We start from the raw sequence: 24165 nt of genomic DNA, 5'->3' as shown, positions 1-24165 counted from the left end.
TTGCTCCTTGTCGTTTGCGGCCTCCGCGCCGCCTGCATGCAGCCTACACGGCATCCAGCCTGATCGCGACCTGTTCGGCCAGCGCCAAACAGGCAGTCAAGCCCGGGGACTCGATCCCCAGCAGGCTGACCAGCCCGACAATACCGTGAGTCGTGTGGTCTTGGATGACGAAATCCCGGGCCGGTTCCCCCGGGCCGGACAGCTTGGGCCGCACGCCGGCGTAAGCCGGCTGCAGCCGCCGGGCATCGCAATCGGGCCAGTAGCGGCGAATCGCGCCGGCAAAGACATCGCGCAAACCCTCGTCGACCTGATAATCCAGTTGATCGATATAGCGCACATCCGGGCCAAAGCGCAGCTGTCCACCAAGATCCAGCGTCGCATGCACGCCGAGCCCTGCCGCATTGGCTTCCGGCATGGGGTAGACCAGGTGGGAAAAGGGCGAGCGACCGCTGTAATTGAAATAGCGCCCCTGACACAGCTGCAACGGCGGGATCTCACCCGCACGGGCGGCAGCCTGCACCTGCTGCGCGAACAGCCCGCCGGCGTTGACCACCTGTCGAGCGCTGACAACGAAGGGCTCGCCCGCGCTGGTGCCGGTCACGCGCAGCCCTCCGCTGATCGACTCCAGCCCGGCGACCCGGGTGTTGCAGTACAGCTCGCCGCCGGCGACCTGCAGCGCCGCCTCGAACGACTGCATCAGCGCATGACTGTCGACAATCCCGGTGAGCGGAGAGAACAGTCCGGCCACCGCCCGCACCTGCGGTTCACGTGCGGCGACATCGTCGGCACTCTGCCAGAGCAGCTCGACGCCATTGGCCGCGGCGTTGGCCTGCAACCGTTCAAGTGCGGGAATCTCGTCTTCGGTGACCGCCACCAGCAGCTTGCCGATGACGTGATGCGGCACCGCATGAGCGCGGCACCAGTCATACAACAGGTCGCGCCCATGCCGGCAAAGCTGCGCCTTGAGCGAGCCCGGCGCATAGTAGATACCCGCGTGAATCACCTCGCTGTTGCGGCTGGAGCAATGCTGACCAATGCTGCTTTCCTGCTCCAGCACCAGCACGCTGCGGCCGCCGCGCGCCATGCGCTGTGCGACAGCCAGCCCGACAACCCCTGCTCCGATGACCACCAGATCCACATCCACGCGCAGCTCTCCTCCTGTTTCGCTGCCATTGTGCCGTCAGCCATAGTCCGGCAACAGCCCTTCCTATCAAGCCGATTGGCAGACCCCATCAGTCACCGGTAGCCCTTCTGGCTGGCAGGCACGTATAATGCACGCCTTTGAATGCATCCATCAGCGGAGACACCCATGGCTGAGCGTAAGGCCAGCGTCGCGCGCGACACGCTGGAAACCCAGATCCAGGTCGCCATCAATCTCGATGGCACTGGCCAGGCCGATTTCGACATCGGGGTTCCCTTCCTTGAGCACATGCTCGACCAGATTGCCCGTCACGGCCTGATCGACATGACCATCAAGGCCCGCGGCGACCTGCACATCGACGACCACCACACCGTCGAAGACGTCGGCATCACCCTCGGCCAGGCGTTTGCCAAGGCCATCGGCGACAAGAAAGGCATCCGCCGCTACGGCCATGCCTATGTGCCGCTGGACGAGGCGCTGTCGCGCGTGGTGATCGACTTCTCCGGCCGCCCCGGCCTGCAGATGCACGTGCCCTTTACCCGCGCCAGCGTCGGCGGCTTTGACGTGGATCTGTTCATGGAATTCTTCCAGGGCTTCGTCAACCACGCCCAGGTCACCCTGCACATCGACAACCTGCGTGGTGTGAATACTCACCACCAGATCGAGACCGTGTTCAAGGCCTTCGGCCGCGCGCTGCGCATGGCGATTGAAGAAGATCCACGCATGGCCGGCATCACCCCGTCGACCAAGGGTTGCCTGTAAGCCATGAGCAGCCATGTAGCCGTCATCGACTATGGCATGGGCAACCTGCACTCGGTTGCCAAGGCGCTTGAACATGCAGGCGCCCGCCAGGTCGACGTGACCAGTGATCCGCAAATCATCCTCGCCGCCGACCGCGTGCTGTTGCCGGGCGTTGGTGCCATTCGCGACTGCGTCAGCGAACTGCGCCAGCTCGAACTCGACGGCGTGGTCCGTCAGGCCGCCAGGGAAAAGCCCCTGCTCGGCATCTGCGTCGGCATGCAGATGCTGCTGGAGCACAGCGAAGAGAATGGCGGTGTTGACTGCCTCGGTCTGTTCCCGGGCAAGGTGCGCTTCTTTGGCAATGAGCTGCATGAAGCCGACGGCACCCGCCTGAAGGTCCCGCACATGGGCTGGAATCAGGTCAAGCAGGCCATCGACCACCCGCTCTGGCACCGCATTGAGCAGGATGCCCGCTTCTACTTTGTGCACAGCTATTACGCTGCGCCGGACAAGAGCGGCCAGCTGGCCGGGCGCTGCCACTACGGTGTCGACTTCGCCGCCGCACTGGCCCAGGACAACGTATTCGCCACCCAATTCCACCCCGAGAAAAGCCACACCAACGGCCTGCAGCTGTTGAGCAACTTTCTCGCCTGGGATGGGCGCTGGTAAACATCGAGCGACAAGCCACAAGCTGCAAGCCACAAGCCAGACCGCTTGAAGCTTGAAGCTTGAAGCTTGAAGCTCTTTTTCCAAAGGAAAAAGACATGCTGATCATCCCCGCTATCGACCTGAAAGACGGTGCCTGCGTGCGCCTGCGTCAGGGCCTGATGGAAGACGCCACCGTGTTCTCCGACGACCCGGTCGCCATGGCCGCCAAATGGGTTGAAGCCGGCTGCCGCCGCCTGCATCTGGTTGACCTGAACGGCGCCTTCGAGGGCAAGCCGGTCAACGGCGATGCGGTCACCGCGATCGCGCGCCGCTACCCGAACCTGCCGATCCAGATCGGCGGCGGTATCCGCTCGCTGGAAACCATCGAGGAATACGTCAAGGCGGGCGTCAGCTACGTCATCATCGGCACCAAGGCGGTCAAAGAGCCGGAGTTCGTCGGCGAAGCCTGCCGCGCGTTCCCGGGCAAGGTCATCGTTGGTCTAGACGCCAAAGACGGCTTCGTTGCCACCGACGGCTGGGCCGAAGTCAGCAGCATTCAGGTGGTTGACCTGGCCAAGCGCTTTGAAGCCGACGGCGTCAGTGCCATCGTCTACACCGACATCGCCAAAGACGGCATGATGCAGGGCTGCAACGTTGAAGCGACCGCCGCGCTGGCCAACGCCACCTCGATCCCGGTGATTGCCTCCGGCGGCATTCACCACATCGGCGACATCCAGACCCTGCTCGACGCCCGCGCCCCCGGCATCATCGGCGCCATCACCGGCCGTGCAATCTATGAAGGCACGCTGGATGTAGCTGAAGCGCAGGCGCTGTGTGACAACGCAGCGGCAAGCCACAAGCCATAAGCGGCAAGCTGTCCGCGCCGGTTTACTGATTTTGCTTGCAGCTTGAAGCTTGTCGCTTGCAGCTGCTTTCGGAGAAAGCCCATGCCCCTGGCCAAACGCATCATCCCCTGCCTCGACGTCGATAACGGTCGCGTGGTCAAGGGCGTCAAGTTCGAGAACATCCGCGACGCCGGTGATCCGGTGGAAATCGCTCGTCGTTACAACGAGCAGGGCGCGGACGAAATCACCTTCCTCGATATCACCGCCAGCCATCAGGAGCGCGACACCACGCTGCACACGGTCGAACGCATGGCCAGCCAGGTGTTCATTCCACTGACCGTCGGTGGCGGCGTGCGCACCGTGCAGGATATTCGCAACCTGCTCAACGCCGGCGCGGACAAGGTATCCATCAATACCGCAGCGGTGTTCAACCCGGAGTTCGTCGGCGAAGCGGCGGATCGCTTCGGTTCGCAGTGCATCGTTGTGGCGATCGACGCCAAGCGCGTGTCCGGCCCGAACGAACCCGGCCGCTGGGAGATCTTCACCCACGGCGGACGCAAGCCAACGGGGCTGGACGCAGTCGAGTGGTCGAAGAAGATGGAACAGCTGGGCGCTGGCGAGATTCTGCTGACCAGCATGGATCAGGACGGTGTGAAGAGCGGCTACGACCTGGGCGTAACCCGCGCCATCAGCGACGCCCTGCACATCCCGGTGATCGCCTCCGGCGGCGTCGGCAACCTGCAGCACCTGGCCGACGGCGTACTACATGGCGGCGCCGATGCGGTGCTGGCGGCGAGCATTTTCCACTTCGGCGAATACAGCATTGCCGAAGCCAAGGCCTATATGGCCGAGCGCGGCATCGAGATGCGTCTCTGATATCACTGACGGCTTCCACGCTCTGCCTGGGATACTGACCGCACGGACGTTACGCATACCGATAAGCGGCGGTGAGACGCAGAGCATTGGAACGATCAGCGACGGCGGAGCGCGCACGGACTCCAGTCCCGTTTACGCGGGCGAGTAGCGCAGGGCTGGCGGGAAACAGGACGGCAGCATGTCTGAGGAGCGCAGCGACGAGTTCTGCCGTCCCCCGCCAGGCCGAGCAACGCAGCGAACCCGAAGGGCCGCGTAGCCGGGTGCCCCGGGGGATCGCTAAGGGGGGCTGGGCAAGCGGCCCCCCTTGGCTCGCCGTAAAAGGCGAAAAGCCATCTGTCAGGCGACACCGCAGCCGGCAATGCCATGCAAAACTGAACGCACCAGAGATGCACGCCCTGACGGGCGCTCCCACGCGGAGCATGGGAGCGATCAACGATCAAGCAGCTAACGCTCCAACAACGCCTGCACACTCACCAACCGCACACCCTCTCCCTCCAGTTGCGGCAACCGCCGCTCCAGATAGCGCACGGTCTCAGGATACGGATGACCGATCAGTACCGCCGCGCCGTCCTTGCGCGCCTTGGCGACAGCCAGAGCGAACTCGTAATCAATCTCCGCCTCGGTCCGCTGGTTATCGAGGAACACGTCGCGTGACACGCTCGGCACCTGTGCAGCCTTGGCGGCAAAAACAGCCTGAGTCTGGGCAGTAGTGCGACTGTCGACAAAGAACAGATGCCGCTCGGCGAGTACCTGCATCAGCCAGTCCATGCGCTGACGATCCGCAGTCAGACGACTGCCCATGTGGTTGTTGACACCCTGAATCGGACTGAAGGCATTCAGGGCGAGTTGCAAACGGGAGCGAAACTCGGCTTCCGACATGGCCGTGGTCAACCCGCCGGGGCCAATCGACAGGCCGGCCATGTTTTCCATCGGCAGATGCAGCATCACCGGCTTGCCGGCTGCCGCGGCTTCGGTGGCCAGCAGCTGTGAGTGGGGAAGAAACGGCAGGATGGCCAGTGCAACCGGACCAGGCAAAGCCACCAACTGGCGGCCAACCGGCAGGCTCTGGCCCACGTCATCAATGATGATCGCCAACTGCGGCATCAAGGGCGGCTCGATGGGCGACGCCGGCGGAACCGGTTCGGGCTCGACAACCACCGAGGGCACCTCGTCCGCTGAGGCCGGCGGCGCATCACCCGGGACGATGGGACCAACAGCAGCGTCCGCCTCGATCACGGGCAGGTCAGACGACTCGGTTGATGGTGCCGTAGCTGTTACCGGGACGGGCGCAGGTTTTTCCGGCGACTCCTCGTCCGAGCAGGCGCCCAGCAACAGCGCAAAACCCAGCACAAGCGCAGGCAACACGCCAACGCGCGACAGAAAGGTCCAGCTCATTTATCAGTCTGCGGCGCGCGCACGTGTGGCGATGTTCAGCCCCTTGAGCAGGCTCAGCGCCTGGGTCAGTTGATAGTCGTCGTCGAGCAGGCTGCGCTCCGGCTTGGGCTCGCTGCCCGTGGGCCGCTCGTTGCCACTGGCGTTATTGATGTGGCCAGCCAGATCGGCCTCACGGAAGCCGACCTCGCCCTCGTCGACTGTCAGATGTCCGCGCTCGACACGGATATCCGGCACGATGCCCTGGGCCTGAATCGAGCGTCCGCTCGGCGTGTAGTAAAGCGCAGTGGTGAGTTTGAGCGCCCGGTCATTGTTCAGCGGCAATACGGTCTGCACCGAGCCCTTGCCGAAACTGTCGGTACCCATGATCACACCGCGCCCCAGATCCTGCAGCGCCCCGGCAACGATCTCGGAAGCCGAGGCCGAGCCACCGTTGATCAGCACCACCAGCGGCACGCTGCCGGAAGGATTGCTGCTGGTCGCGTTGAAACGCATCTCGGCGTTACTCAGGCGCCCCTTGGTGTAGACGATCAGGCCGCTGTCGACGAAGCTGTCGACCACCTCGACCGCCGCTTGCAGAACGCCACCCGGGTTGTTGCGCAAATCGAGCACCAAGCCCTTGAGCTGGCCGTTGGTGTTGAGGCGATTGATCGCTGCGCGTACCTCATCACCGGTGTTGATCTGGAACTGGGTGATGCGCAAATAGACGTACCCCGGTTCAAGATCCTCGGTCTTGACGCTCTTGACCTTGATAATGGCCCGCGTGAGCGTCACCTCAAACGGGCGTCCTTCGCCACGCACCAGGGTCAGTCGAACCTCGGAACCCGGCTCGCCGCGCATGCTGTCGACCGCGTCCATCAGACTCATGCCCTTTACCGGCTGATCGTCGATCTTGATGATCAGGTCGCCGGCCTCGATACCTGCCTCGGCGGCGGGGGTGTCGTCAATCGGAGATACGACCTTGAGGAAGCCGTCTTCCTGCCCCACTTCAATGCCCAAACCGCCGAACTGACCTTCGGTGGAGTCTTGCAGGCCGGTGTAATCTTCCGGGGTAAGGTAGGCGGAGTGCGGATCAAGCCCCTCGAGCATCCCGCGAATGGCGTTTTCCAGCAGGGTGGCGTCGTCCACCGGCTCGACATAGGAGCCGCGAATGCGTTCGAATACCTCAGCGAAGGTGCGCAGCTCGTTCAGCGGCAGCGGTGCGGTAGCGGGCTGGGAAGCCGACTCCTGAGCCTGAACCTGTGACAGGCCAAAGGCCAGGGCAAACCCGGCCACCAACAGACGACGCGCTGCGATCATGTAACTCTCCAGTCCGGAATATTCAACAACCACCCGTGATCTGCAGCGGGCGCTGTCACCCGGACAGCATACACCAGCCCAGCGGATCCAGCGCCTGACCACGGTGACGAATGGCAAAATACAGTGACGGCTCGCTCAACCCGCCACTGCTGCCGACGGTGGCAATGGGCTCACCGGGCTGCACCCAGGCTCCCACTTCCTTCAGCAAGGTCTGGTTGTGGCCATACAGGGTCAGATAGCCACCGCCGTGATCGAGAATCAGCAGCAGCCCAGAGCCACGCAACCAATCGGCAAACACCACCCGGCCACCGTGAATGGCATTGACCGGGGTTCCGCTCGGCGCATTGATTACCAGCCCATCCCACTTCAATCGGGAATCGGCACCGCGCTGACTGCCGAACCGCGCCGCCACCTGCCCCCTGACCGGCAACGGCATCTTGCCACGTGCCTGGGCGAAGGGCAGGTTACCTGCCGGCACCGGGATGCTGACTACGGCTTCCTCGAGACGCTTGATCAAGCGTGTCAGCTCGGCGCGCTCGGCTTCACGGGCGCGCAGCTGTTCGGCCTGACTGCGCTGCTGACCTTGCAGTGACGCCAGCAACTGGCTGCGCTTGCGCTGCTGGGTTTCAAGTGCGGCGGTACGTTCGGCCAGCCCTTCGCGCTGCTGCTGCAGGCTCGTCTGCTGGGTGACTATCTGTGCGCTGGCCTGCTGCAACTCGGCGATGGTGTCGTTGAAACGGGTGATTTCCCCGACCCGCGCCTGGCCGACGTAGTCGTAGTAGCGCAGCATCCGCGCCATGCGGCCCGGGTCATCCTGATTCAGCAGCAACTTCAAATAGCTCTGCTGACCGGCCATATAGGCGGCGCGCACCTGACGGGCGATCTGCTGCTGCTGGGCCTTGAGCGAAGCCTGCAGGGTGCGGGTCTGCTCTCGCAGGTCGATCAGACGGCTCTCGCCATCGCGAATCTGCTGCTCAAGCTCGCGTCGTTCGCGCTGCAGGCGACCAATGTCCGTCTCGCTTTCCTTCAGCTCGGCCTCCATGCCGGAGACCTCCTGCCGCAGGCCCTGCAACATGACCTTCAGCCGCTCGATGTCCGCCTGGGCCTTCTCCAGCTCGGCACGGGCAGCACGCGAATCTGACGGCTGATCTGCGGCCAGCGGTGCAACCCAACCACATATCGCAGCCAGCAGCATGGCCATCAGCGGCCGACGCCAGCGTCCCTGCTGAGCACTGGGCATCGGCGCTTACTTCACGCTGGTGATAATGCTGCGACCCGTCATCTCGGCCGGTTGCGGCAGGCCGAGCAGGGTCAGCAGGGTTGGTGCAACGTCGGACAGGATGCCGCCGTCACGCAGCTCGACCTGACGCGGGCCGACATAGACGAAGGGCACCGGCTCGCAGGTGTGCGCCGTGTGCGCCTGCCCGGTGTGCTCGTCGGACATCTGTTCGACGTTGCCGTGGTCGGCGGTGATCAGCGCCTCGCCACCGACCTTGGCCAATGCGGTGCTGATACGGTCAATGCAGCTGTCGAGACATTCGACTGCAGCAACTGCCGCGTCGAAGACACCGGTGTGGCCGACCATGTCGCCGTTGGCGTAGTTGACGATGATCACGTCGTAGCGCTGCTGCTCGATGGCCTCGACAATGCGATCGGTCACTTCCGGCGCACTCATCTGCGGCTGCAGGTCGTAGGTCGCAACCTGCGGGGACGGGATCAGGATCCGCTCTTCGCCTTCGAACGGTTCTTCACGGCCGCCGGAGAAGAAGAAGGTCACGTGGGCGTACTTTTCGGTTTCGGCGATACGCAGCTGGGTCTTGCCCTGCTTGGCCAGGTATTCACCCAGCACGTTTTCCAGTGTTGCCGGCGGGTAGGCGCAGGGCGCCGGAATGTCGGCGGCGTACTGCGTCAGCATCACGTAGCCGGCCAGCTTCAGCTCGCGCTGGCGGGCAAAGCCGCTGAAACCCGGCTCAACGAAGGCACGGCTCAGTTCGCGGGCGCGGTCGGCGCGGAAATTCATGAAGATGACAGCGTCACCATCCTCGACCCTGACCGGCGCACCGATAGTGGTGGCCTTGACGAATTCGTCACTCTCGCCGCGCTCGTAGGCGGCAGCCAGACCATCGGCTGCGGTCTGCGCGCCGAACTCGCCGCGACCCTCGGTGATCAGATTGTATGCAGCCTCGACCCGCTCCCAGCGGTTGTCACGATCCATCGCGTAATAGCGGCCGATCAGGCTGACGGTGCGACCCTTGCCGAGGCGGGCATAAGTATCTTCCATCATCTGCAGCGAGGCCTCGGCGCTCTTTGGCGGCGTATCCCGACCATCGAGGAAGGCGTGCAGATAGATGTTCTCGGCACCACGGCGGGCCGCCAGCTCGACCATCGCCGCCAACTGCTCTTCATGGCTGTGCACGCCGCCCGGCGACAGCAGCCCCATGACGTGGACGGCGCGACCGGCAGCCACGGCCTTGTCAACCGCGCCGCAGATCACCGGATTCTCGAAGAAGTCGCCGTCCTGAATCGACTTGGTCACGCGGGTGAAGTCCTGATAGACGACGCGGCCCGCACCCAGGTTCATGTGGCCAACCTCCGAGTTGCCCATCTGGCCGTCCGGCAGGCCAACATCCATGCCCGAGCCGGATACCAGCGTGTGCGGCGCGCTGGCCCAGAGCTTGTCCCAGACCGGCGTCCTGGCTGCCATGATGGCGTTGGAGTCGGGAGATTCACTGTAACCGAAGCCGTCCAGAATCATCAAAACCACAGGTTTGGGCGCTGCTGTCATGGCAAAAACTCGCGTTGAAAAGATCGGGAAAGGGTACTGCGTGCCTGTCGGCCGCCAACAAGGCCCCCAGTTTACTGGTCGGGCGGCGGCCTGTCATGCTCGGTTCCCGCCAACCTTGGTGTATACTCGCGAGCTTTCAGCGTCCCGGAAGCCAGTTCAATGCAGTTTCTCCAACATCTGATCGAATTCATCGGCAATCACTATCTGCTGACCACCGCCTTTCTTGTCGTGCTCGCCCTCCTGCTGTTCACCGAGGGTCGCAAGTCAGGCAAGGCCCTGACTGCCAGCCAGGCCACCACCCTGATCAACCGGGAACAGGCGGTTGTGATTGACCTGCGCTCAAAGAAGGACTTCAGCGCAGGCCATATCGTCGATTCCATCAACATTCCCTACGACGCGCTCGAAAAACGCATGGGCGAACTGGACAAGCACAAGGGCAAGCCGTTGCTGCTGGTCTGTGCCGCAGGTCAGCACGCAGGCAGCTGCGCCAAGCAGCTCAAAGCTGCCGGACACGAGAACGTCGCCCGCCTGGCAGGCGGTATCTCGGGCTGGCGCGCCGACAACCTTCCATTGGTCAAATAACATGGCAGACGTCGTCATCTACAGCAGCAATTATTGCCCTTTCTGCATGCGCGCCAAGCAGCTGTTGGCCAGCAAGGGCGTGCAGTTCCGCGAGATCTGTGTCGATGGTCAGCCCGCCGTACGCGCCGAGATGACCCGCCTGGCTGGCGGGCGCACGTCGGTTCCGCAGATCTGGATCGGCAACACCCATGTCGGCGGCTGTGATGACCTGGTCGCCGCGCAGCGCTCTGGACAACTGGATGCGCTGCTGGCAGGGTAAGCAGCGCTTTCAACCCGAAAACACAACCATCACTTCAAGGATTTTTCACGATGGCCGAAGAACAGAACAATCAAGCCGCCAACGGCGCACAGGCAGGTCAGCCGCAGTTCAGCCTGCAGCGCATCTACGTCAAGGACCTTTCCTTCGAGTCGCCGAAGTCGCCGGCCGTTTTCCAGAGCCAGTGGAATCCTCACGTCAATCTGGACCTCAATACCCGCAACACCGAGCTGCAGCCGGGTATCTATGAAGTGGTTCTGACCGTCAATGCCACCGTCACCACTGGCGAGAACGAAGTCTGCTTCATCGCTGAAGTACAGCAGGCCGGCATCTTTGCCATCGACGGCCTGGATGAAGCGGCCATGCGTCACACCCTCGGCGCGTTCTGCCCGAACATCCTATTCCCCTACGCCCGTGAAACCATCGACAACCTGGTACTGCGTGGCAGCTTCCCTCCCCTGATGCTGTCCCCGGTCAACTTCGACGCCCTGTTCGCCCAATCCGAACAGCGTCGTGCCGCCGAGGCCGCAGGCACTGCCTGATCAGCCGCTGCTTGCCGGGCCGCAAAGCCCGGCAAGCACCTCGCATCAATACCGGCAACCACCGGATCTTGTGCGCGCCAAGGCGCATGATCTAAGGTAGGCGTCCGCCCCCCGAACGAAGACGGAATCTCGCATGACCCTGCCGGCCTCTCGCCCTCTCTACCTGCTTGCCCTGATTGTGTCCGCCCTGCTGATGGCAGCCGCTCTTTATCTGGAGCACGTGGTTGGCCTGGAGCCCTGCCCGCTGTGCATCATCCAGCGCATTGCGCTCATCATCGTCGGTCTGATCTGCCTTGCCGCAGTGCTGCATAACCCCGGCCCGAAGAACGGCAAGCGCACCGGCGCACGAACCTACGGCGTTCTGCTGACGCTGGCCAGCCTTTTTGGGGCAGGCACCGCCGGCCGCCAGGTCTGGCTGCAGCACTTGCCACCAGATCAGGTGCCATCATGCATTCTGCCGCTGGACTACATGCTCGAAACCCTGCCCTTCTGGGATGTGCTGAGCCAAGTCTTCAGCGGCACCGCCCAGTGCGCAGAAGTGACCTGGACCTTCCTCGGCCTGAGCATCGCCGAAGGCACCCTGATCGCGTTCATCTGCTTCTCTGTCTTCGGTGTAATGCAGATCCTGCGCAAGGTCGACTGATTGCTGCAGAACCGGCATCAGAAGCCTTGATGCGGCGATACCGACTGGCCTATTCTGATGCCAGCCCGGGATTCATTCACACCCACTAAGTCGGCCAGACCGACACTGCCGAAAAGAGGTGGAAGATGCTGGAAACCTGCAGAACCTCCCAGGAGCGCTGGGGCGGTGTTCACCAGTTGATCGACCGCTGGCTCGCCGAACGCAACCAGCTGATCCTGGACTACACCCAGCTGCGCAAACGCACGCCGGTGCCCGACTCCGCCGACACGGCACTGTCGGCCTTCTGTGACGTGCTGGTCGACTACGTTTCCGCCGGTCATTTCGAAATCTACGAACAGCTGCTGCGTGAAGCACAGGATTTCGACGACCAGCGCGGCATTGAGCTGGCTCATCAGGTCTACCCGCGCATCGAAGCCATTACCCTCGAAGCCGTTGCCTTCAATGATCGCTATGGTCAGGCAGCCAGCATCATCGACGAGACGCAGATGCAACAGCAGCTGGAACAGCTGGGCGGCCTGTTGCATGAACGTTTCGAGCTTGAAGACTGTCTGATCGAAGTACTGCATACCGCTCACAAGGATCTGCTCGGCGCCGTCTGAGCAATCCGCAGACCAAGGAACAGCTGCTCGTGACCAGCACAGACAAGCCAAAAACCGCCGACAGGGTTGCCTCACCTCTGCATCTGCTGAAGACCCTGACACGCACCCTCAACGAACACCTCACCGAGGCCTGCGAGAAAGCGATCAAGGATGCGGGCAAGGCCCTGGAGAAGCTCCAGCGCCAGCAGGAAAAGCTTGAGGACAAACTCAAACAGAGCGAAGCCAGGCTGGCCGAGCGCACCGCCGAGGATCCGAACAAGCCGGCAAGCAAGACGCGCCGCAAGATTGCCGACCTGCGCGCGGCGCTGGAAACGCTTGAGCAATCGCGCAACAACGCCGAGCGCTATATCGCCCAGCTGGAAGCCGATGTGCGTCAGACCCTGCGCCTGGCCAAGGGGCTGGACCGCATCGACGCCCAGGTGACCCAGGCCCTCGACAAGCGCGACGCACCCAAACCGGCCGCCAAACCGCGCAACCGCCGCGCGCCGACCAGGCGCAAACCCTCGGCAGCCAAGTCTGCAGCTCAGCCCGCTACTGAAGCGAACTGAGCTGACGCTCCAGGCATAGCGCCAGCTGCTCTACCAGCTCGGCGCGACGCCCGTCCATCTGCCCAATGCAGCCCGCCGCAAGGCACTGCTGCAGCCCGGCTGCGGTCAACTCGCTGCGCTCAAGCCAGACAGCCAGGCGCGCCAACTGACTCAGTTCCGCCTCGACCTCCGCCTGCTTGGCTATCTGATACAGCGCCTGAGACTGGGGGTCGCCGGCGAGGCCGCGACGAGCCTCACGCGCCGGCAGAATAACCGCATCCCGCCAGGCTGCCTGCTGCAGATGCAGCGCCTGCCATTGCGGCGCCGGCAGGGCACGCTGCTGCAGCCAGAGCCAGATAGTCAGCAACAGAAGCAGCACGTCTTCGTCGCATTCGTCCTGCAACGCCAGCAGCAGAGGCGCTGCACCCGGCCTGGCATACAGCCACTGCGCCCATTGCGGCAAGCCGATGGTTGTCTTACTCATTGTGCTTCTCCCGCCTTGCGGCGCTGATATACTCCCGCCCCATGATAAGCATCGACTCCCTTACCCTGCAGCGCGGCCCCCTGCGACTGCTTGAACACGCCAACCTCACCCTGCATGCCGGCCAGAAAGTCGGCCTGCTGGGGACCAATGGTGCCGGCAAATCCAGTCTGTTCGCCCTGTTGCGCGGCCAGATCGAACCCGACGCCGGCAGCTGCAGCGTACCGGCCGACTGGCGTATCGCCCACATGCAGCAGGAAGTCAGCGCGCTGGACCGCAACGCGGTCGACTATGTGCTCGACGGCGACCAGCGCCTGCGCGATATCCAGCGGCGGCTGGCCGAGGCCGAGCGCCTGGAGCAGGCCGAGCAACTCGGCGCACTATACGCCGAACTGGAAAGCCACGGTGGCTTCAGCGCCGACAGCCGCGCGCGTACCCTGCTGGCCGGCCTGGGGTTCACGACCGAACAATGCAGCCGCCGCGTCGGCGACTTCTCCGGCGGCTGGCGGATGCGCCTGAACCTGGCGCAGGCGCTGATGTGCCCGTCCGACCTGCTGCTGCTCGACGAACCGACCAACCACCTGGATCTGGACGCCATCCTCTGGCTGGAAGACTGGCTGCGCAACTACCCCGGCACCCTGCTGCTGATCTCCCACGACCGCGACTTCCTGGATGCGGTAGTTGAGCACATCGTGCACTTTGAAAACCGTACACTGCACCTGTACCGCGGCGGTTTCAGCCAGTTCGAGCGCACCCGGGCAGAGCGCCTGGCACAGCAGCAGTCAGCCTTCGAGAAGCAGCAGGCCGAGCGCGAGCACATGCAGAGCTACATTGCCCGCTTTCGAGCCAAGGCCAGCAAGGCCAAGCAGGCACAAAGCCGCCTGAAGGCGCTTGAGCGGATGGAAGAACTGAGTCCGGCGCACATCGACTCGCCCTTCTCGTTCAGCTTCCGTGAGGCCAGTAACCAGTCAACCCCGCTGCTCGACCTGCATCAGGGCACCCTTGGCTACGATGGAACGGCGATTCTCGAGCAGGTCAAACTGCAGCTCGCACCGGGCGCGCGTATCGGCCTGCTGGGGCCCAACGGCGCCGGCAAGTCTACCCTGATCAAATCACTGGCCGGCAGCTTGCCGCTGCTTGGCGGCGAACTGAAAACCGGCGAACATCTGGCCATCGGCTACTTTGCCCAGCACCAGCTCGACAGCCTCGACCCGCAAGCCAGCCCGCTACTGCATCTGGCACGCCTGGCACCGGATGAGCGCGAGCAGGTACTGCGCAACTTCCTCGGCGGCTTTGACTTCAAGGGCGACCGCATCGAAGAGCCGGTGCTGAATTTTTCCGGCGGCGAGAAGGCCCGTCTGGCACTGGCGCTGATTGCCTGGCAACGCCCCAACCTGCTGCTGCTGGACGAGCCAACCAACCACCTCGACATGGAAATGCGTCACGCGCTGACCGTCGCCCTGCAGGCCTTTGAAGGGGCCATGCTGCTGGTCTCCCACGACCGCGCCCTGATCCGCGAGACTACCGACGAGCTCTGGCTGGTCGCCGATGGGCGTGTGCGCAGCTATGAAGAAGACCTCGACAGCTACACCCGCTGGCTGGCGCAGTTCCGCCAGCAACAGGCCGCGGCGGCGGCCCCGGAAGCCAGCTCAGGTGCGCCCAAGGTAGACGCCAAGGCCCAGCGCCGCGCCGCGGCCGAACAGCGACAACTGCTGGCGCCACTGAAAAAGGCCGCAGAAAAGCTGGAGAAGGAACTGAACAAGGTCAGCGACCTGAACGCCGAGGTGGAGAACGCGCTGGCCGACAGCAGCCTGTACGAAGCTGCCAGCAGAGACAGGCTGAAGGAGCTGCTGAACCGCCAGGCCGAGTATCGCCAGCAGATCGCCCAACTGGAAGAAGACTGGCTGATGGCTCAGGAAGAGCTCGAAGCCCTGCAACAGGAACTCGGCAACAGCTGAGCGAGGAGCCCGCATGACCCTCTGGATCGACGCCGACGCCTGCCCCAGGCCAGTACGTGACGTTACCGTCAAGGCCGCCCGACGCAAGCAGATCGAACTGGTACTGGTGGCCAACAGCGCCCAGCAACTGCCGCCGGGCCCCGGCATACGCCAGGTAACAGTAGCCGCCGGCGCCGACGCTGCCGACCATTACATCATCGAGCACTCACGACCCGGCGACCTGGTGGTCACAGCCGACATCCCACTGGCTGCCGGCCTGGTCGACCGCGGCGTCACCGCCATCAACCCGCGCGGCCAGATCTACGACAAGGGCAGCATCGGCGAGCGCCTGGCAGTGCGCAACCTGATGGACGAGCTGCGCGGTGCCGGACTGGCCGGCCGCAGCGGCCCGGCCCCCTACAGTGACAAGGACAAGCAGGCCTTCGCCAATGCCCTGGACCGCCTGATCGCGAGACTCTGAGACCTCAGCGGCCGGTCCGGAACTGAGCCGCATCGCGCATCAGCACCACACGCACCTTCTCCAGCTCGGCGGACAGGCGATCCAGCTCGACCGCTTCGGCGGTGTTGGCCAGCGCAACGGCTTCGACCTCGTGCAAATGGGTAGCGACATCTTCGCCGACCGCCGACTGCTCCTCCGTCGCAGTAGCGATCTGCGCGTTGCGCCCGACGATACTGGCGATCTCGCTGACAATGCCGGCAAGAATCTCGGTACTGCTTTGCGTTACCTGCAGACAACGATGCACCGAGGTGCGACTCTGCTCCATCGCACTGCGGGCCGACTCCGAGGCCTGCTGCAGACGGGAGATGAAGTCCTGGATCTCGCTGGTCGACTGCGCCGTGCGCTGCGACAGGTTGCGCACCTCGTCGGCCACCACGGCAAACCCGCGGCCCTGATCACCGGCGCGCGCGGCCTCGATGGCGGCATTGAGCGCCAGCAGGTTGGTTTGCTCGGCGACACCCTTGATCACATCAACCACCTGGTCGATATCGATGGCGAGCTGCGCCGCACCATCGACCGCCTCGCCGGTTTGCGCGATGTTATTCTCCAGTGACGCCACCTCGCGGGCAATCTCCTGCATCGCCGCATGGCCGTCCTGGGCACGCTTGTCAGCCTCACTGGAGGCCCGCGCCGCATCGGCCGCATTGCGCGCGACGTCGGCAGTCGCCTGGCTCAGCTCCAGCATGGCCTGCACCATATACCGCGTCTTGTCCTGCTGCTGCTCCGAGCCCTGACGCAGGTCACTGGCGCCCTTGCTGACCGAGCTGCCGAGCTGGCCAAGTTGCTGCATGCTGGCGCTCAAACCGGAGACCATATTTTCCAGGGTATCGAGCAGGGCATTGAAAGAATCAAGCATGGGCGAGCGCATATTGGCCCGACAGGTGAGATCCACGCCGCTGCCGTCACCAATCATCCGGGCGACGGTCTGCCCCATGACTTCGCCTTCGCGAGCCTCATTGAAGGACATGCGTGCCAGATACACCAGCACGCCCGCTTCGATGATGACGTATCCGGCGTGCACCATTACCAGCCCGAAGGTCACGCCCTGAGCCAGCCACACCCCGGCTTCCTGCATCTGCAACACATAAAACGCCAGGTGATGAACGGCAATGACGATGGTGGCTACGACGATCGGTCGCCAGTCGCGATAGATGATCAGGAACGCCAGCAGCACGAAGATCGAAAAGTGCATCTCCAGCGTGCCCTGCGCCTGGTTGATGTGCAACGCCGACATGACCATAAACGCGGCGGCGACAAAACAGCGGAACAACAGGCTGCCGCGGATCAGCGCATAAAGGATATGGGCCAGCAGCACCGTTCCGCCACCAACCAGCATTGCCTGCAACCAGGTGCCGTGCCAGACGGCGAGCCCCAGCGCACCCAGCAGGCAAAGCCAGAGTACGCCCAGCATGGCGCGATCGGCATGCAGGTAGTGCGCTTCAAGGGTCAGACTTTCGGGAACCGGTTTCGACATCGGCAGAGCTCTCCACGACAGGCAGATCACATAGACAGGCAACGGCGTCCTGCCGGGTGATGTTCACCTTGCGCCCCGCCAGCAAAGCCTGAACAACCGGCTCCACAAAACTGCTGTCGGCACTGCAGTGCGCTCCATCGCTGTAAGGTCCAACATAGGCCAGACTTCCGTCCGCTGCCCAGATGGCAATAGACGGCGCGCCCGGCCAACCGGACCATGCTTGAGGTATCGGCCAGTAAGGCAGGTTACTCAAGCCGGCCGGCATACCACTCGTCGGATACTGTCCGGAGCGGGCGAAACGCACGCCCTGCTCCGCGAAGCGTCTGGTCATTTCCTCAACATAGGCCTCGTGGCCGGCGCTGCAGGGGCAGCTTGACTGCCAGACATGCACCACCTGCACCTGCCCGGGAGCAAACGGCGGCGCCACCTGCTCGGCCTGAAAGAAAACAGGTCGCTCAAATGCCTTGATATAGCGCCCCTCAAACCACCAGTAGGCCCACACCAGACCAGCCAGCCAGACAAGCAACGCAACTCCGACAAGCACTCTGCGCAGCCAGATATTCATCTCCGATTAACCCCGCAATTCGATACGGCATTGTGCCACAGCCGACCGACGGCAAAACCGGGTGCGGCATTCTGGCCTGCTCAGCATTTGTGCAAACACGACCACATCTCGGCGCCCTTCAAGTTGGCAGCGCAGCGGTGATGATTTAAGGTCTGTCGCACCGGTGGCCGGGTATGACCGCCGCCCGCCGTCACGGACGAAACAGCGCTGACGACCTGCCAAGGTCGAGGATGAGTGCGCACATGCTGGCTGATCTGGATATCAAGACCCTCACCGTCACCCTGACGGTCGTTACCCTGGCTGTAACCCTGCTGCTCGCTCTGGCAGCCTGGCAGGCACCTGCCGAACGCGGCGTGCGGCAATGGGCTCTGGGCAATGCATCGCTGATGCTTGGCCTGCTGCTGAATATCAATCAGGACCGTATCCCGCACGGGCTGTCGATTATTCTGGCCAACGGTCTGATGACCCTGGGGCTCGGGCTGGTATGGCTGGGCCTGCGTCAATTTCGCAGCCGCACCCAGCCGCAATGGGCGCCGATAGCGGTCAGTCTGATCACCATGCTGCTGCTTTGGGTGTTCCGCTATCAGATCGACAACCTGACAGTACGCTATGCCATCAGTTCGCTGGTGCTGGGCGGATTCTGCCTGCTCTGCGCAACCGAGCTGCTGGTTGCAGAACGGCCGCCGATGCGCACCGCCAGTTGGTTCAGCGGGATCATCGCACTGACCTACGGATTCATCCTGGTTGCCCGACCGGCAGCCTCGCTGACCGGCTGGAACAGCCCAAACGACCTGCTCGGCGGGCCGCTTCAACTGATTACGGTGCTTGGCGCAATGGCCGCACAAATCGGCATGGCCTGCGGCCTGATTCTGATGACCCACTACCGCCACCTCGACAGCCTGCGAAGGCTGTCGGAACTCGACCCGCTGACCGAAACGCTGAACCGACGCAGCCTGCTGCTGCAGGCGGAACAACTGCTCCGGCGCATGGCGGCGAGCAACGAGCCTCTTACGCTGATCATGCTGGACGCAGATCACTTCAAGCATATTAACGACGAATTCGGTCACCAGATCGGTGACGAGGTGCTCTGTCACCTGGTCAACCGGGTTCGCCTGCTGCTGCGCGGCCGGGATCTGCTCGGGCGCTTCGGCGGCGAGGAGTTCATCGTCGTGCTTCCGGGGCTCGACAGTGTCGACGCCGGCCAGGTAGCCGAGCGCATCAGACAGTCGATCTGCCAGCATGACGGACAGTCCCTGCATCGGCCAATCCATCTGAGCGTCAGCCTTGGAGTAGCCTGTTCCGAACATCACGGTTATGATTTCAACACGCTGCTCGGCGCTGCCGATGCCGCGCTCTACCGTGCCAAGGCGCTTGGACGCAATCGCGTCGAGCTGGCACCTGGTCCTGATGGTGCCCCACAGGAGCAGGTTGCCCTGCGTCTGTTGTCACATTTCCGTCACAATCTGGACGTATAACGTCAATCAGACAGGTGCACAGCGGCCCGCACCCCCCTGGAGTCCCCGTGAGTTATTCCCCTGTTCAGCGCCCCTTCCCATTCAGCCGTCCCCGTCGCATGCGCAAGGATGACTTTTCCCGCCGCATGATGCGTGAAAACACCCTGACCGCAGACGACCTGATCTATCCGGTGTTTGTCCTGGAGGGCGAGCAACGGCGCGAAGCCATTGCCTCCATGCCCGGCATCGAGCGGCTGTCGATCGATCTGTTGCTGGAGGAAGCCGCCGAGCTGGTGGAGCTGGGCATCCCGGCCATCGCCCTGTTCCCGGTTACACCGCTGGAGAAGAAGTCGCTGGACGGCGCCGAGGCCTGGAACCCTGACGGTCTGGCACAGCGCGCGGTGCGCGCCCTCAAGGCCCGCTTCCCGGAGCTGGGCGTTATCACCGACGTCGCCCTGGACCCGTTTACCACCCACGGACAGGACGGCATCATCGACGACAACGGCTATGTGATGAACGATGTCACGGTCGAAGCGCTGGTCAAGCAGACCCTGTCCCACGCCGAGGCCGGCGCCGACATCGTTGCCCCGTCGGACATGATGGACGGACGGGTTGGCGCCATGCGCGAGGCGCTGGAAGCCGCAGGTCACATCCACACCCGTATCCTTGCCTACTCCGCCAAGTACGCCAGTGCCTACTACGGGCCATTCCGTGATGCGGTCGGCTCCGCCGGCAACCTTGGCAAGGGCAACAAGTCGACCTACCAGATGGACCCGGCCAACAGCGACGAGGCACTGCACGAAATCGCCATGGATCTGTCCGAAGGGGCTGACATGGTGATGGTAAAGCCCGGCATGCCGTATCTGGATGTGGTGTACCGGGTGAAAGACACCTTCAAGGTACCCACCTTCGTCTATCAGGTCAGTGGCGAGTACGCCATGCACTGCGCCGCCATCAACAACGGCTGGCTCAGCGAAGCGGTGATTCTGGAGTCACTGACCGCCTTCAAACGTGCAGGAGCCGACGGCATCCTGACCTATTTTGCCAAAACCGCGGCGCGTCAGTTACGCAGCCGTCAGTAGCTGCACAGAGGAAACCATGTCAGAGCTCAACAGCACCCGTGATACCAGCAAGGACGATATCGCGCCGCCAGCCGAAACCAGCGCACGCAGTGATCTGGTTACCCGTCCGGCGCAGCTCAGCGAAAAGGTGGTCGAAGCCACCCCGGTTCCCGATCTGAACGCGCCCGAGCTCTACATTCATCGCGAACTGTCGCAACTGCAGTTCAATATCCGCGTGCTCGAACAGGCGCTGGACGAATCCTATCCGCTGCTTGAGCGGCTGAAGTTTCTGCTGATCTTTTCCAGCAACCTGGACGAGTTCTTCGAGATCCGCGTTGCCGGTCTGAAGAAGCAAATTACCTTTGCCCGCGAACAAACCGGCCCAGACGGGCTGCAACCGCAGCAGGTACTGAGCAAGATCAGCGAGACCGCGCACTATCAGGTCAGCCGCCAGTACAGCATCCTCAATGACATTCTGCTGCCGCAGCTGAATGAGAAGGGCATCCGCTTCCTGCGCCGCTATCAGTGGACGCACAAGCAGACCCTGTGGATTCGCCGCTTCTTCCGCCAGCAGGTCGCGCCGATCATCAGCCCGATCGGGCTGGACCCGACGCATCCCTTCCCACTGCTGGTGAACAAGAGCCTGAACTTTATCGTTCAGCTCGACGGCATCGACTCCTTCGGTCGCGACTCCGGCATGGCGATCATTCCTGCGCCGCGCTCGCTGCCGCGCCTGATTCGCCTGCCCGACGAGCTCTGTGATGGTGGCGACAACTTCGTGTTCCTGTCGTCAATGATCCACGCCCATGCCGACGAACTGTTCCCCGGCATGAAAGTCCTCGGCTGCTACCAGTTCCGTCTGACCCGCAACGCCGACCTGATTGTTGATCCGGAAGAAGTCGACGATCTGGCACGTGCGCTGCGCGGCGAGCTACTGTCGCGCCGTTACGGCGATGCAGTACGCCTGGAGGTTGCCGACAACTGTCCGAAGCCGCTGACCGATTTTCTGCTGCGCCAATTCGGCCTGACAGAAGCGGAGCTGTACGAGGTCAACGGTCCGGTCAACCTGACCCGGCTGTTCTCGATCACCGGCCTGGAAAATCACCCGCAGCTGCAGTTCCCGCCATTCAGCCCGGGGCTGCCGCGGGCGCTGTCCGGCGCTGACAACCTGTTCCAGGCCATCAGCAAGCAGGACATCCTGCTGCAGCATCCCTATGAGTCATTTTCACCGGTCGTCGACCTGCTGCGCCAGGCGGCCCAGGATACGAACGTGCTGGCGATCAAGCAGACCCTGTATCGCACCGGTGCCAACTCCGAAATCGTCAACGCGCTGGTCGATGCCGCCCGTAACGGCAAGGAAGTGACCGTGGTGATCGAGCTGCGGGCGCGTTTCGACGAAGAGTCCAACCTGCAGCTGGCGAGCCGTCTGCAGCAGGCTGGGGCGGTAGTGATCTATGGCGTGGTCGGCTTCAAGACCCACGCCAAGATGATGCTGATCCTGCGCCGCGAAGAGCGCAACCTGAAACGCTATGTGCACCTCGGCACCGGCAACTACCACGCAGGCAATGCGCGGCTGTACACCGACTACAGCATCCTGACCTCTGACGTGGCGCTGACCGAAGACGTGCACAAGCTGTTCAACCAGCTGATCGGCATGGGCAAGACCCAGCGCATGAAGAAACTGCTGCAGGCGCCTTTCACACTGAAGAAACGCCTGCTGGAACTGATCAATCGGGAAACCCTCAACGCCCAGGCCGGCAAGCCCGCGCATATCATCGCCAAGGCCAACTCGCTGACCGATGCCAAGGTGATCAAGGCGCTCTACAAGGCATCCCAGTGCGGCGTGAAAGTCGACCTGATTATCCGCGGCATGTGCTGTCTGCGCCCGGGCATTCCCGGCGTATCACACAACATAACCGTGCGTTCGATCATCGGCCGCTTCCTGGAGCACAGCCGGGTCTACTACTTCCTCAACGACGGCCAGGAACAGGTCTGGATGTCCAGTGCCGACATGATGGAACGCAATCTCGACAAGCGGGTCGAGACCTGCTTCCCGCTTGAGGGCAAGAAGCTGATCACCCGCGCCAAGCAGGAGCTGCAGGTCTTTCTGACCGACAATACCCGCAGCTGGATTCTGCAACCTGACGGCTCCTACGTGCTGAGCTCACCGAGCGGCAACCAGATTCCCCGCAGCGCCCAGGCAACGCTGCTGGAGAAACTGGCCAACTCGTCTCAGCGAACCGTCAACCTGTAACCAGCCTTGGCCCAGTACTGCGCTTCGCGTTCGAAGTCAGCCTGGGTCAGCGGGTTCTGCTCCAGCCAGCCGTCAGGGAAGGTGACGGCCAGCGCGTCCTGACTGGCCTCGACCGCCATTTCCGGCATGTCCTGATAACCGCGGATATGGTGATAGAGAATCGCCAGCCGCAGAATCATGCACAAGCGCAGCAGGTTGACCGCCTCATCACCGAATTCGGCCAGCCGGTCGGCGCTTGGCATATTGCGCCGGTGCCCGCGCACCAGCAGTGCCAGCGCCTGCTGGTCCTGGCGCGAAAACCCGGGCAGATCGGAGTGCTCGATCAGATAGGCGCCGTGCTTGTGGTACTGGCTGTGGGCGATATCCAGCCCGATTTCATAGACCCGCGCCGCCCAGGTCAGCAATGGTGCCTGCTTGCTGGCGACCAGTTGCCAGGCGTCATCCACCTTGCCCAGCAGTTTCTGGGCCTTGGCCTCGACGCGGGCGGCCTGTTCCAGGTCAACGTGATAGCGCTCCATCAGCGCGCTCAGCGTACGCTCACGCACATCCTCATGGCTATGGCGCCCCAGCAGGTCGTAGAGCACCCCCTCACGCAGGGCGCCCTCGGAGTGGTGCATGGATTCCACTCCGAGGGCGTCGAACAGCGCTTCCAGAATGGCCAGTCCAGCCGGCAGGATCGGCTGGCGATCCGCCTTCAGCCCCGGCATATCCAGCTTGTCGACGTGGGCTGCCTTGAGCAGTCTCCGCTTGAGCCACTGCAGCCCTTCGCGGGTTACCTCTCCCTGGCCGCGACCGCCGGCCTGAATGCACTGACCAACCGCACGAATGGTGCCCGAGGCGCCAACCGCCTCGCTCCAGCCCAGGCGCTGAATGGCCTGTTCAATATTCATCAGTTCGAGGCGGGCCGCGGTGTAGGCCTGGCTGTAGCGGGCGGCGGTAATCTTGCCGTCGGAAAAAAACTGGCGAGTGAAGGATACGCACCCAACGCTCAAGCTCTCACGCAGCAGCGGCTCAAAGCGCTCGCCAACAATGAACTCGGTACTGCCACCACCGATGTCGACCACCAGGCGCTTGCCTTCGTCGTCAGCCAGGGTGTGGGATACGCCCAGAAAGATAAGCCGCGCTTCCTCACGGCCGGAGATCACCTCCACCCGGTGCCCGAGCACCTGTTGAACCTGACGAATGAACTGGCCACGGTTGCGCGCCTCGCGAAGGGCGTTGGTCCCGACGATCCGTACCGCACCCTGTGGCAGACCATTGATCAGTTGGGCGAAGCGGCGCAGGCAATCCAACCCGCGCTGCATGGCTTCGTCACTGAGCATGTTGTCGTCATCGAGTCCGGCGGCCAGCTGCACCTTTTCACCCAGCCGCTCGAGGATCCGTATCTCCCCCTGATCAACCCGCGCCAACACCATGTGAAAGCTGTTGGAGCCCAGATCAATTGCGGCTACCAGCGAAAAATCATTCGGCTGTGCGTCTGCCATGCACTCTTCCTGTCAGGTCTGAATTGGTTCGATTCTAGCACCTGCTCGATGACAATTGC

Annotated in this window: 24 protein-coding genes; 15 read left to right on the top strand and 9 right to left on the bottom strand. The window is 63.1% G+C overall.

Annotated elements, in window-relative coordinates; translation table 11 throughout:
- Nucleotides 1–43: 43 nt before the first annotated feature.
- Nucleotides 44–1150, bottom strand: coding sequence for an NAD(P)/FAD-dependent oxidoreductase (locus AC13EY_RS05200; RefSeq protein WP_373315123.1), 1107 nt, complete (start codon nt 1148–1150; stop codon nt 44–46).
- 159 nt (nt 1151–1309) lie between these two features.
- Between AC13EY_RS05200 and hisB the strand changes: the two genes are divergently transcribed.
- From hisB to hisF, 4 genes are all read left to right on the top strand, one after another.
- A complete protein-coding gene (hisB, locus tag AC13EY_RS05195) occupies nt 1310–1903 on the top strand; it encodes an imidazoleglycerol-phosphate dehydratase HisB (RefSeq protein WP_088276175.1) in 594 nt (197 codons plus the stop codon).
- Nucleotides 1904–1906: 3 nt separating this feature from the next.
- Nucleotides 1907–2551 (top strand): imidazole glycerol phosphate synthase subunit HisH, encoded by a 645-nt coding sequence (hisH, locus tag AC13EY_RS05190; RefSeq protein WP_088276176.1) that lies wholly within the window; start codon nt 1907–1909, stop codon nt 2549–2551.
- A 95-nt stretch (nt 2552–2646) separates the two neighbouring features.
- Nucleotides 2647–3396 carry a 1-(5-phosphoribosyl)-5-[(5-phosphoribosylamino)methylideneamino]imidazole-4-carboxamide isomerase gene (gene hisA, locus AC13EY_RS05185; RefSeq protein WP_233048822.1) on the top strand — a complete coding sequence of 250 codons (750 nt, stop codon included), beginning with the start codon at nt 2647–2649 and terminating at the stop codon, nt 3394–3396.
- Between the two features lie 81 nt (nt 3397–3477).
- A complete protein-coding gene (hisF, locus tag AC13EY_RS05180) occupies nt 3478–4251 on the top strand; it encodes an imidazole glycerol phosphate synthase subunit HisF (protein ID WP_088276179.1) in 774 nt (257 codons plus the stop codon).
- A 444-nt stretch (nt 4252–4695) separates the two neighbouring features.
- Here hisF and AC13EY_RS05175 read toward each other — a convergent pair whose 3' ends face one another.
- The 4 genes from AC13EY_RS05175 to gpmI are packed head-to-tail and all read right to left on the bottom strand — an operon-like array spanning nt 4696 to nt 9727.
- Nucleotides 4696–5646: a divergent polysaccharide deacetylase family protein gene (locus tag AC13EY_RS05175; RefSeq protein ID WP_233048821.1), complete on the bottom strand. Its 951-nt coding sequence runs from the start codon at nt 5644–5646 to the stop codon at nt 4696–4698.
- Nucleotides 5647–5649: 3 nt separating this feature from the next.
- A complete protein-coding gene (locus tag AC13EY_RS05170; protein ID WP_276530404.1) occupies nt 5650–6942 on the bottom strand; it encodes a S41 family peptidase in 1293 nt (430 codons plus the stop codon).
- Nucleotides 6943–6997: 55 nt separating this feature from the next.
- Complete coding sequence (locus AC13EY_RS05165; RefSeq protein ID WP_335600409.1) at nt 6998–8182, bottom strand: murein hydrolase activator EnvC family protein; 1185 nt, start codon at nt 8180–8182, stop codon at nt 6998–7000.
- Nucleotides 8183–8188: 6 nt separating this feature from the next.
- A complete protein-coding gene (gene gpmI / locus AC13EY_RS05160; protein WP_335600408.1) occupies nt 8189–9727 on the bottom strand; it encodes a 2,3-bisphosphoglycerate-independent phosphoglycerate mutase in 1539 nt (512 codons plus the stop codon).
- 159 nt (nt 9728–9886) lie between these two features.
- Between gpmI and AC13EY_RS05155 the strand changes: the two genes are divergently transcribed.
- The 6 genes from AC13EY_RS05155 (at nt 9887) to AC13EY_RS05130 (ending at nt 12897) form a co-directional block, all read left to right on the top strand.
- Nucleotides 9887–10309 carry a rhodanese-like domain-containing protein gene (locus AC13EY_RS05155; RefSeq protein WP_228245743.1) on the top strand — a complete coding sequence of 141 codons (423 nt, stop codon included), beginning with the start codon at nt 9887–9889 and terminating at the stop codon, nt 10307–10309.
- Nucleotide 10310: 1 nt separating this feature from the next.
- Complete coding sequence (gene grxC, locus AC13EY_RS05150) at nt 10311–10568, top strand: glutaredoxin 3 (RefSeq protein ID WP_228245742.1); 258 nt, start codon at nt 10311–10313, stop codon at nt 10566–10568.
- 50 nt (nt 10569–10618) lie between these two features.
- Nucleotides 10619–11107: a protein-export chaperone SecB gene (gene secB, locus AC13EY_RS05145; protein ID WP_228245741.1), complete on the top strand. Its 489-nt coding sequence runs from the start codon at nt 10619–10621 to the stop codon at nt 11105–11107.
- A gap of 133 nt (nt 11108–11240) precedes the next feature.
- Complete coding sequence (locus AC13EY_RS05140; RefSeq protein ID WP_233048817.1) at nt 11241–11750, top strand: disulfide bond formation protein B; 510 nt, start codon at nt 11241–11243, stop codon at nt 11748–11750.
- 125 nt (nt 11751–11875) lie between these two features.
- Complete coding sequence (rsd, locus tag AC13EY_RS05135) at nt 11876–12349, top strand: sigma D regulator (protein WP_228245739.1); 474 nt, start codon at nt 11876–11878, stop codon at nt 12347–12349.
- A gap of 29 nt (nt 12350–12378) precedes the next feature.
- Complete coding sequence (locus AC13EY_RS05130) at nt 12379–12897, top strand: hypothetical protein (protein ID WP_228245738.1); 519 nt, start codon at nt 12379–12381, stop codon at nt 12895–12897.
- Here AC13EY_RS05130 and AC13EY_RS05125 read toward each other — a convergent pair.
- The gene (locus AC13EY_RS05125; protein WP_335600407.1) at nt 12881–13360 is read right to left on the bottom strand and encodes a TIGR02444 family protein; all 480 of its coding nucleotides are present in this window, start codon (nt 13358–13360) and stop codon (nt 12881–12883) included. The genes AC13EY_RS05130 and AC13EY_RS05125 overlap by 17 nt on opposite strands.
- 41 nt (nt 13361–13401) lie before the next feature.
- Between AC13EY_RS05125 and AC13EY_RS05120 the strand changes: the two genes are divergently transcribed.
- A complete protein-coding gene (locus AC13EY_RS05120; protein ID WP_269688170.1) occupies nt 13402–15315 on the top strand; it encodes an ATP-binding cassette domain-containing protein in 1914 nt (637 codons plus the stop codon).
- A gap of 13 nt (nt 15316–15328) precedes the next feature.
- The gene (locus AC13EY_RS05115; protein WP_088276194.1) at nt 15329–15775 is read left to right on the top strand and encodes a YaiI/YqxD family protein; all 447 of its coding nucleotides are present in this window, start codon (nt 15329–15331) and stop codon (nt 15773–15775) included.
- A gap of 4 nt (nt 15776–15779) precedes the next feature.
- Here AC13EY_RS05115 and AC13EY_RS05110 read toward each other — a convergent pair whose 3' ends face one another.
- Together AC13EY_RS05110 and AC13EY_RS05105 are read right to left on the bottom strand one after the other, a co-directional pair.
- Nucleotides 15780–17288 carry a methyl-accepting chemotaxis protein gene (locus AC13EY_RS05110; RefSeq protein WP_269688171.1) on the bottom strand — a complete coding sequence of 503 codons (1509 nt, stop codon included), beginning with the start codon at nt 17286–17288 and terminating at the stop codon, nt 15780–15782.
- The gene (locus tag AC13EY_RS05105; protein WP_233048814.1) at nt 17254–17853 is read right to left on the bottom strand and encodes a DUF6436 domain-containing protein; all 600 of its coding nucleotides are present in this window, start codon (nt 17851–17853) and stop codon (nt 17254–17256) included. Before AC13EY_RS05105 ends, AC13EY_RS05110 begins: the two co-directional genes overlap by 35 nt.
- 230 nt (nt 17854–18083) lie before the next feature.
- Here AC13EY_RS05105 and AC13EY_RS05100 point away from each other — a divergent pair, with 230 nt between their 5' ends.
- From AC13EY_RS05100 to ppk1, 3 genes are read left to right on the top strand one after another with little or no spacing between them, the layout of a single operon-like run.
- Entirely contained in the window at nt 18084–19328 is a 1245-nt protein-coding gene (locus AC13EY_RS05100; protein WP_482890399.1) for a GGDEF domain-containing protein, read from the top strand.
- A gap of 47 nt (nt 19329–19375) precedes the next feature.
- Nucleotides 19376–20389, top strand: coding sequence for a porphobilinogen synthase (gene hemB / locus AC13EY_RS05095; RefSeq protein ID WP_269688173.1), 1014 nt, complete (start codon nt 19376–19378; stop codon nt 20387–20389).
- 16 nt (nt 20390–20405) lie between these two features.
- Nucleotides 20406–22622, top strand: coding sequence for a polyphosphate kinase 1 (gene ppk1 / locus AC13EY_RS05090; protein WP_088276199.1), 2217 nt, complete (start codon nt 20406–20408; stop codon nt 22620–22622).
- Here ppk1 and ppx read toward each other — a convergent pair.
- On the bottom strand, nt 22601–24106 hold the full coding sequence (gene ppx / locus AC13EY_RS05085; RefSeq protein ID WP_088276201.1) for an exopolyphosphatase: 1506 nt from the start codon (nt 24104–24106) through the stop codon (nt 22601–22603). The two genes, ppk1 and ppx, sit on opposite strands and share 22 nt — an antisense overlap.
- Between the last annotated feature and the right edge of the window lie 59 nt (nt 24107–24165).

The sequence above is a fragment of the Halopseudomonas sp. L-58 genome (genome assembly GCF_056859475.1).
Note: the sequence above shows the minus strand (reverse complement) of the source record. Positions and strands in the feature narration are given on the sequence as shown.

Coding starts and splice junctions, on each gene's coding strand:
- hisB (WP_088276175.1), top strand. CDS start 1,310: ATGGCTGAGCGTAAGGCCAGCGTCGCGCGCGACACGCTGGAAACCCAG.
- hisH (WP_088276176.1), top strand. CDS start 1,907: ATGAGCAGCCATGTAGCCGTCATCGACTATGGCATGGGCAACCTGCAC.
- hisA (WP_233048822.1), top strand. CDS start 2,647: ATGCTGATCATCCCCGCTATCGACCTGAAAGACGGTGCCTGCGTGCGC.
- hisF (WP_088276179.1), top strand. CDS start 3,478: ATGCCCCTGGCCAAACGCATCATCCCCTGCCTCGACGTCGATAACGGT.
- AC13EY_RS05175 (WP_233048821.1), bottom strand. CDS start 5,646: ATGAGCTGGACCTTTCTGTCGCGCGTTGGCGTGTTGCCTGCGCTTGTG.
- AC13EY_RS05170 (WP_276530404.1), bottom strand. CDS start 6,942: ATGATCGCAGCGCGTCGTCTGTTGGTGGCCGGGTTTGCCCTGGCCTTT.
- AC13EY_RS05165 (WP_335600409.1), bottom strand. CDS start 8,182: ATGCCCAGTGCTCAGCAGGGACGCTGGCGTCGGCCGCTGATGGCCATG.
- gpmI (WP_335600408.1), bottom strand. CDS start 9,727: ATGACAGCAGCGCCCAAACCTGTGGTTTTGATGATTCTGGACGGCTTC.
- AC13EY_RS05155 (WP_228245743.1), top strand. CDS start 9,887: ATGCAGTTTCTCCAACATCTGATCGAATTCATCGGCAATCACTATCTG.
- grxC (WP_228245742.1), top strand. CDS start 10,311: ATGGCAGACGTCGTCATCTACAGCAGCAATTATTGCCCTTTCTGCATG.
- secB (WP_228245741.1), top strand. CDS start 10,619: ATGGCCGAAGAACAGAACAATCAAGCCGCCAACGGCGCACAGGCAGGT.
- AC13EY_RS05140 (WP_233048817.1), top strand. CDS start 11,241: ATGACCCTGCCGGCCTCTCGCCCTCTCTACCTGCTTGCCCTGATTGTG.
- rsd (WP_228245739.1), top strand. CDS start 11,876: ATGCTGGAAACCTGCAGAACCTCCCAGGAGCGCTGGGGCGGTGTTCAC.
- AC13EY_RS05125 (WP_335600407.1), bottom strand. CDS start 13,360: ATGAGTAAGACAACCATCGGCTTGCCGCAATGGGCGCAGTGGCTGTAT.
- AC13EY_RS05120 (WP_269688170.1), top strand. CDS start 13,402: ATGATAAGCATCGACTCCCTTACCCTGCAGCGCGGCCCCCTGCGACTG.
- AC13EY_RS05115 (WP_088276194.1), top strand. CDS start 15,329: ATGACCCTCTGGATCGACGCCGACGCCTGCCCCAGGCCAGTACGTGAC.
- AC13EY_RS05110 (WP_269688171.1), bottom strand. CDS start 17,288: ATGTCGAAACCGGTTCCCGAAAGTCTGACCCTTGAAGCGCACTACCTG.
- AC13EY_RS05105 (WP_233048814.1), bottom strand. CDS start 17,853: ATGAATATCTGGCTGCGCAGAGTGCTTGTCGGAGTTGCGTTGCTTGTC.
- AC13EY_RS05100 (WP_482890399.1), top strand. CDS start 18,084: ATGAGTGCGCACATGCTGGCTGATCTGGATATCAAGACCCTCACCGTC.
- ppk1 (WP_088276199.1), top strand. CDS start 20,406: ATGTCAGAGCTCAACAGCACCCGTGATACCAGCAAGGACGATATCGCG.
- ppx (WP_088276201.1), bottom strand. CDS start 24,106: ATGGCAGACGCACAGCCGAATGATTTTTCGCTGGTAGCCGCAATTGAT.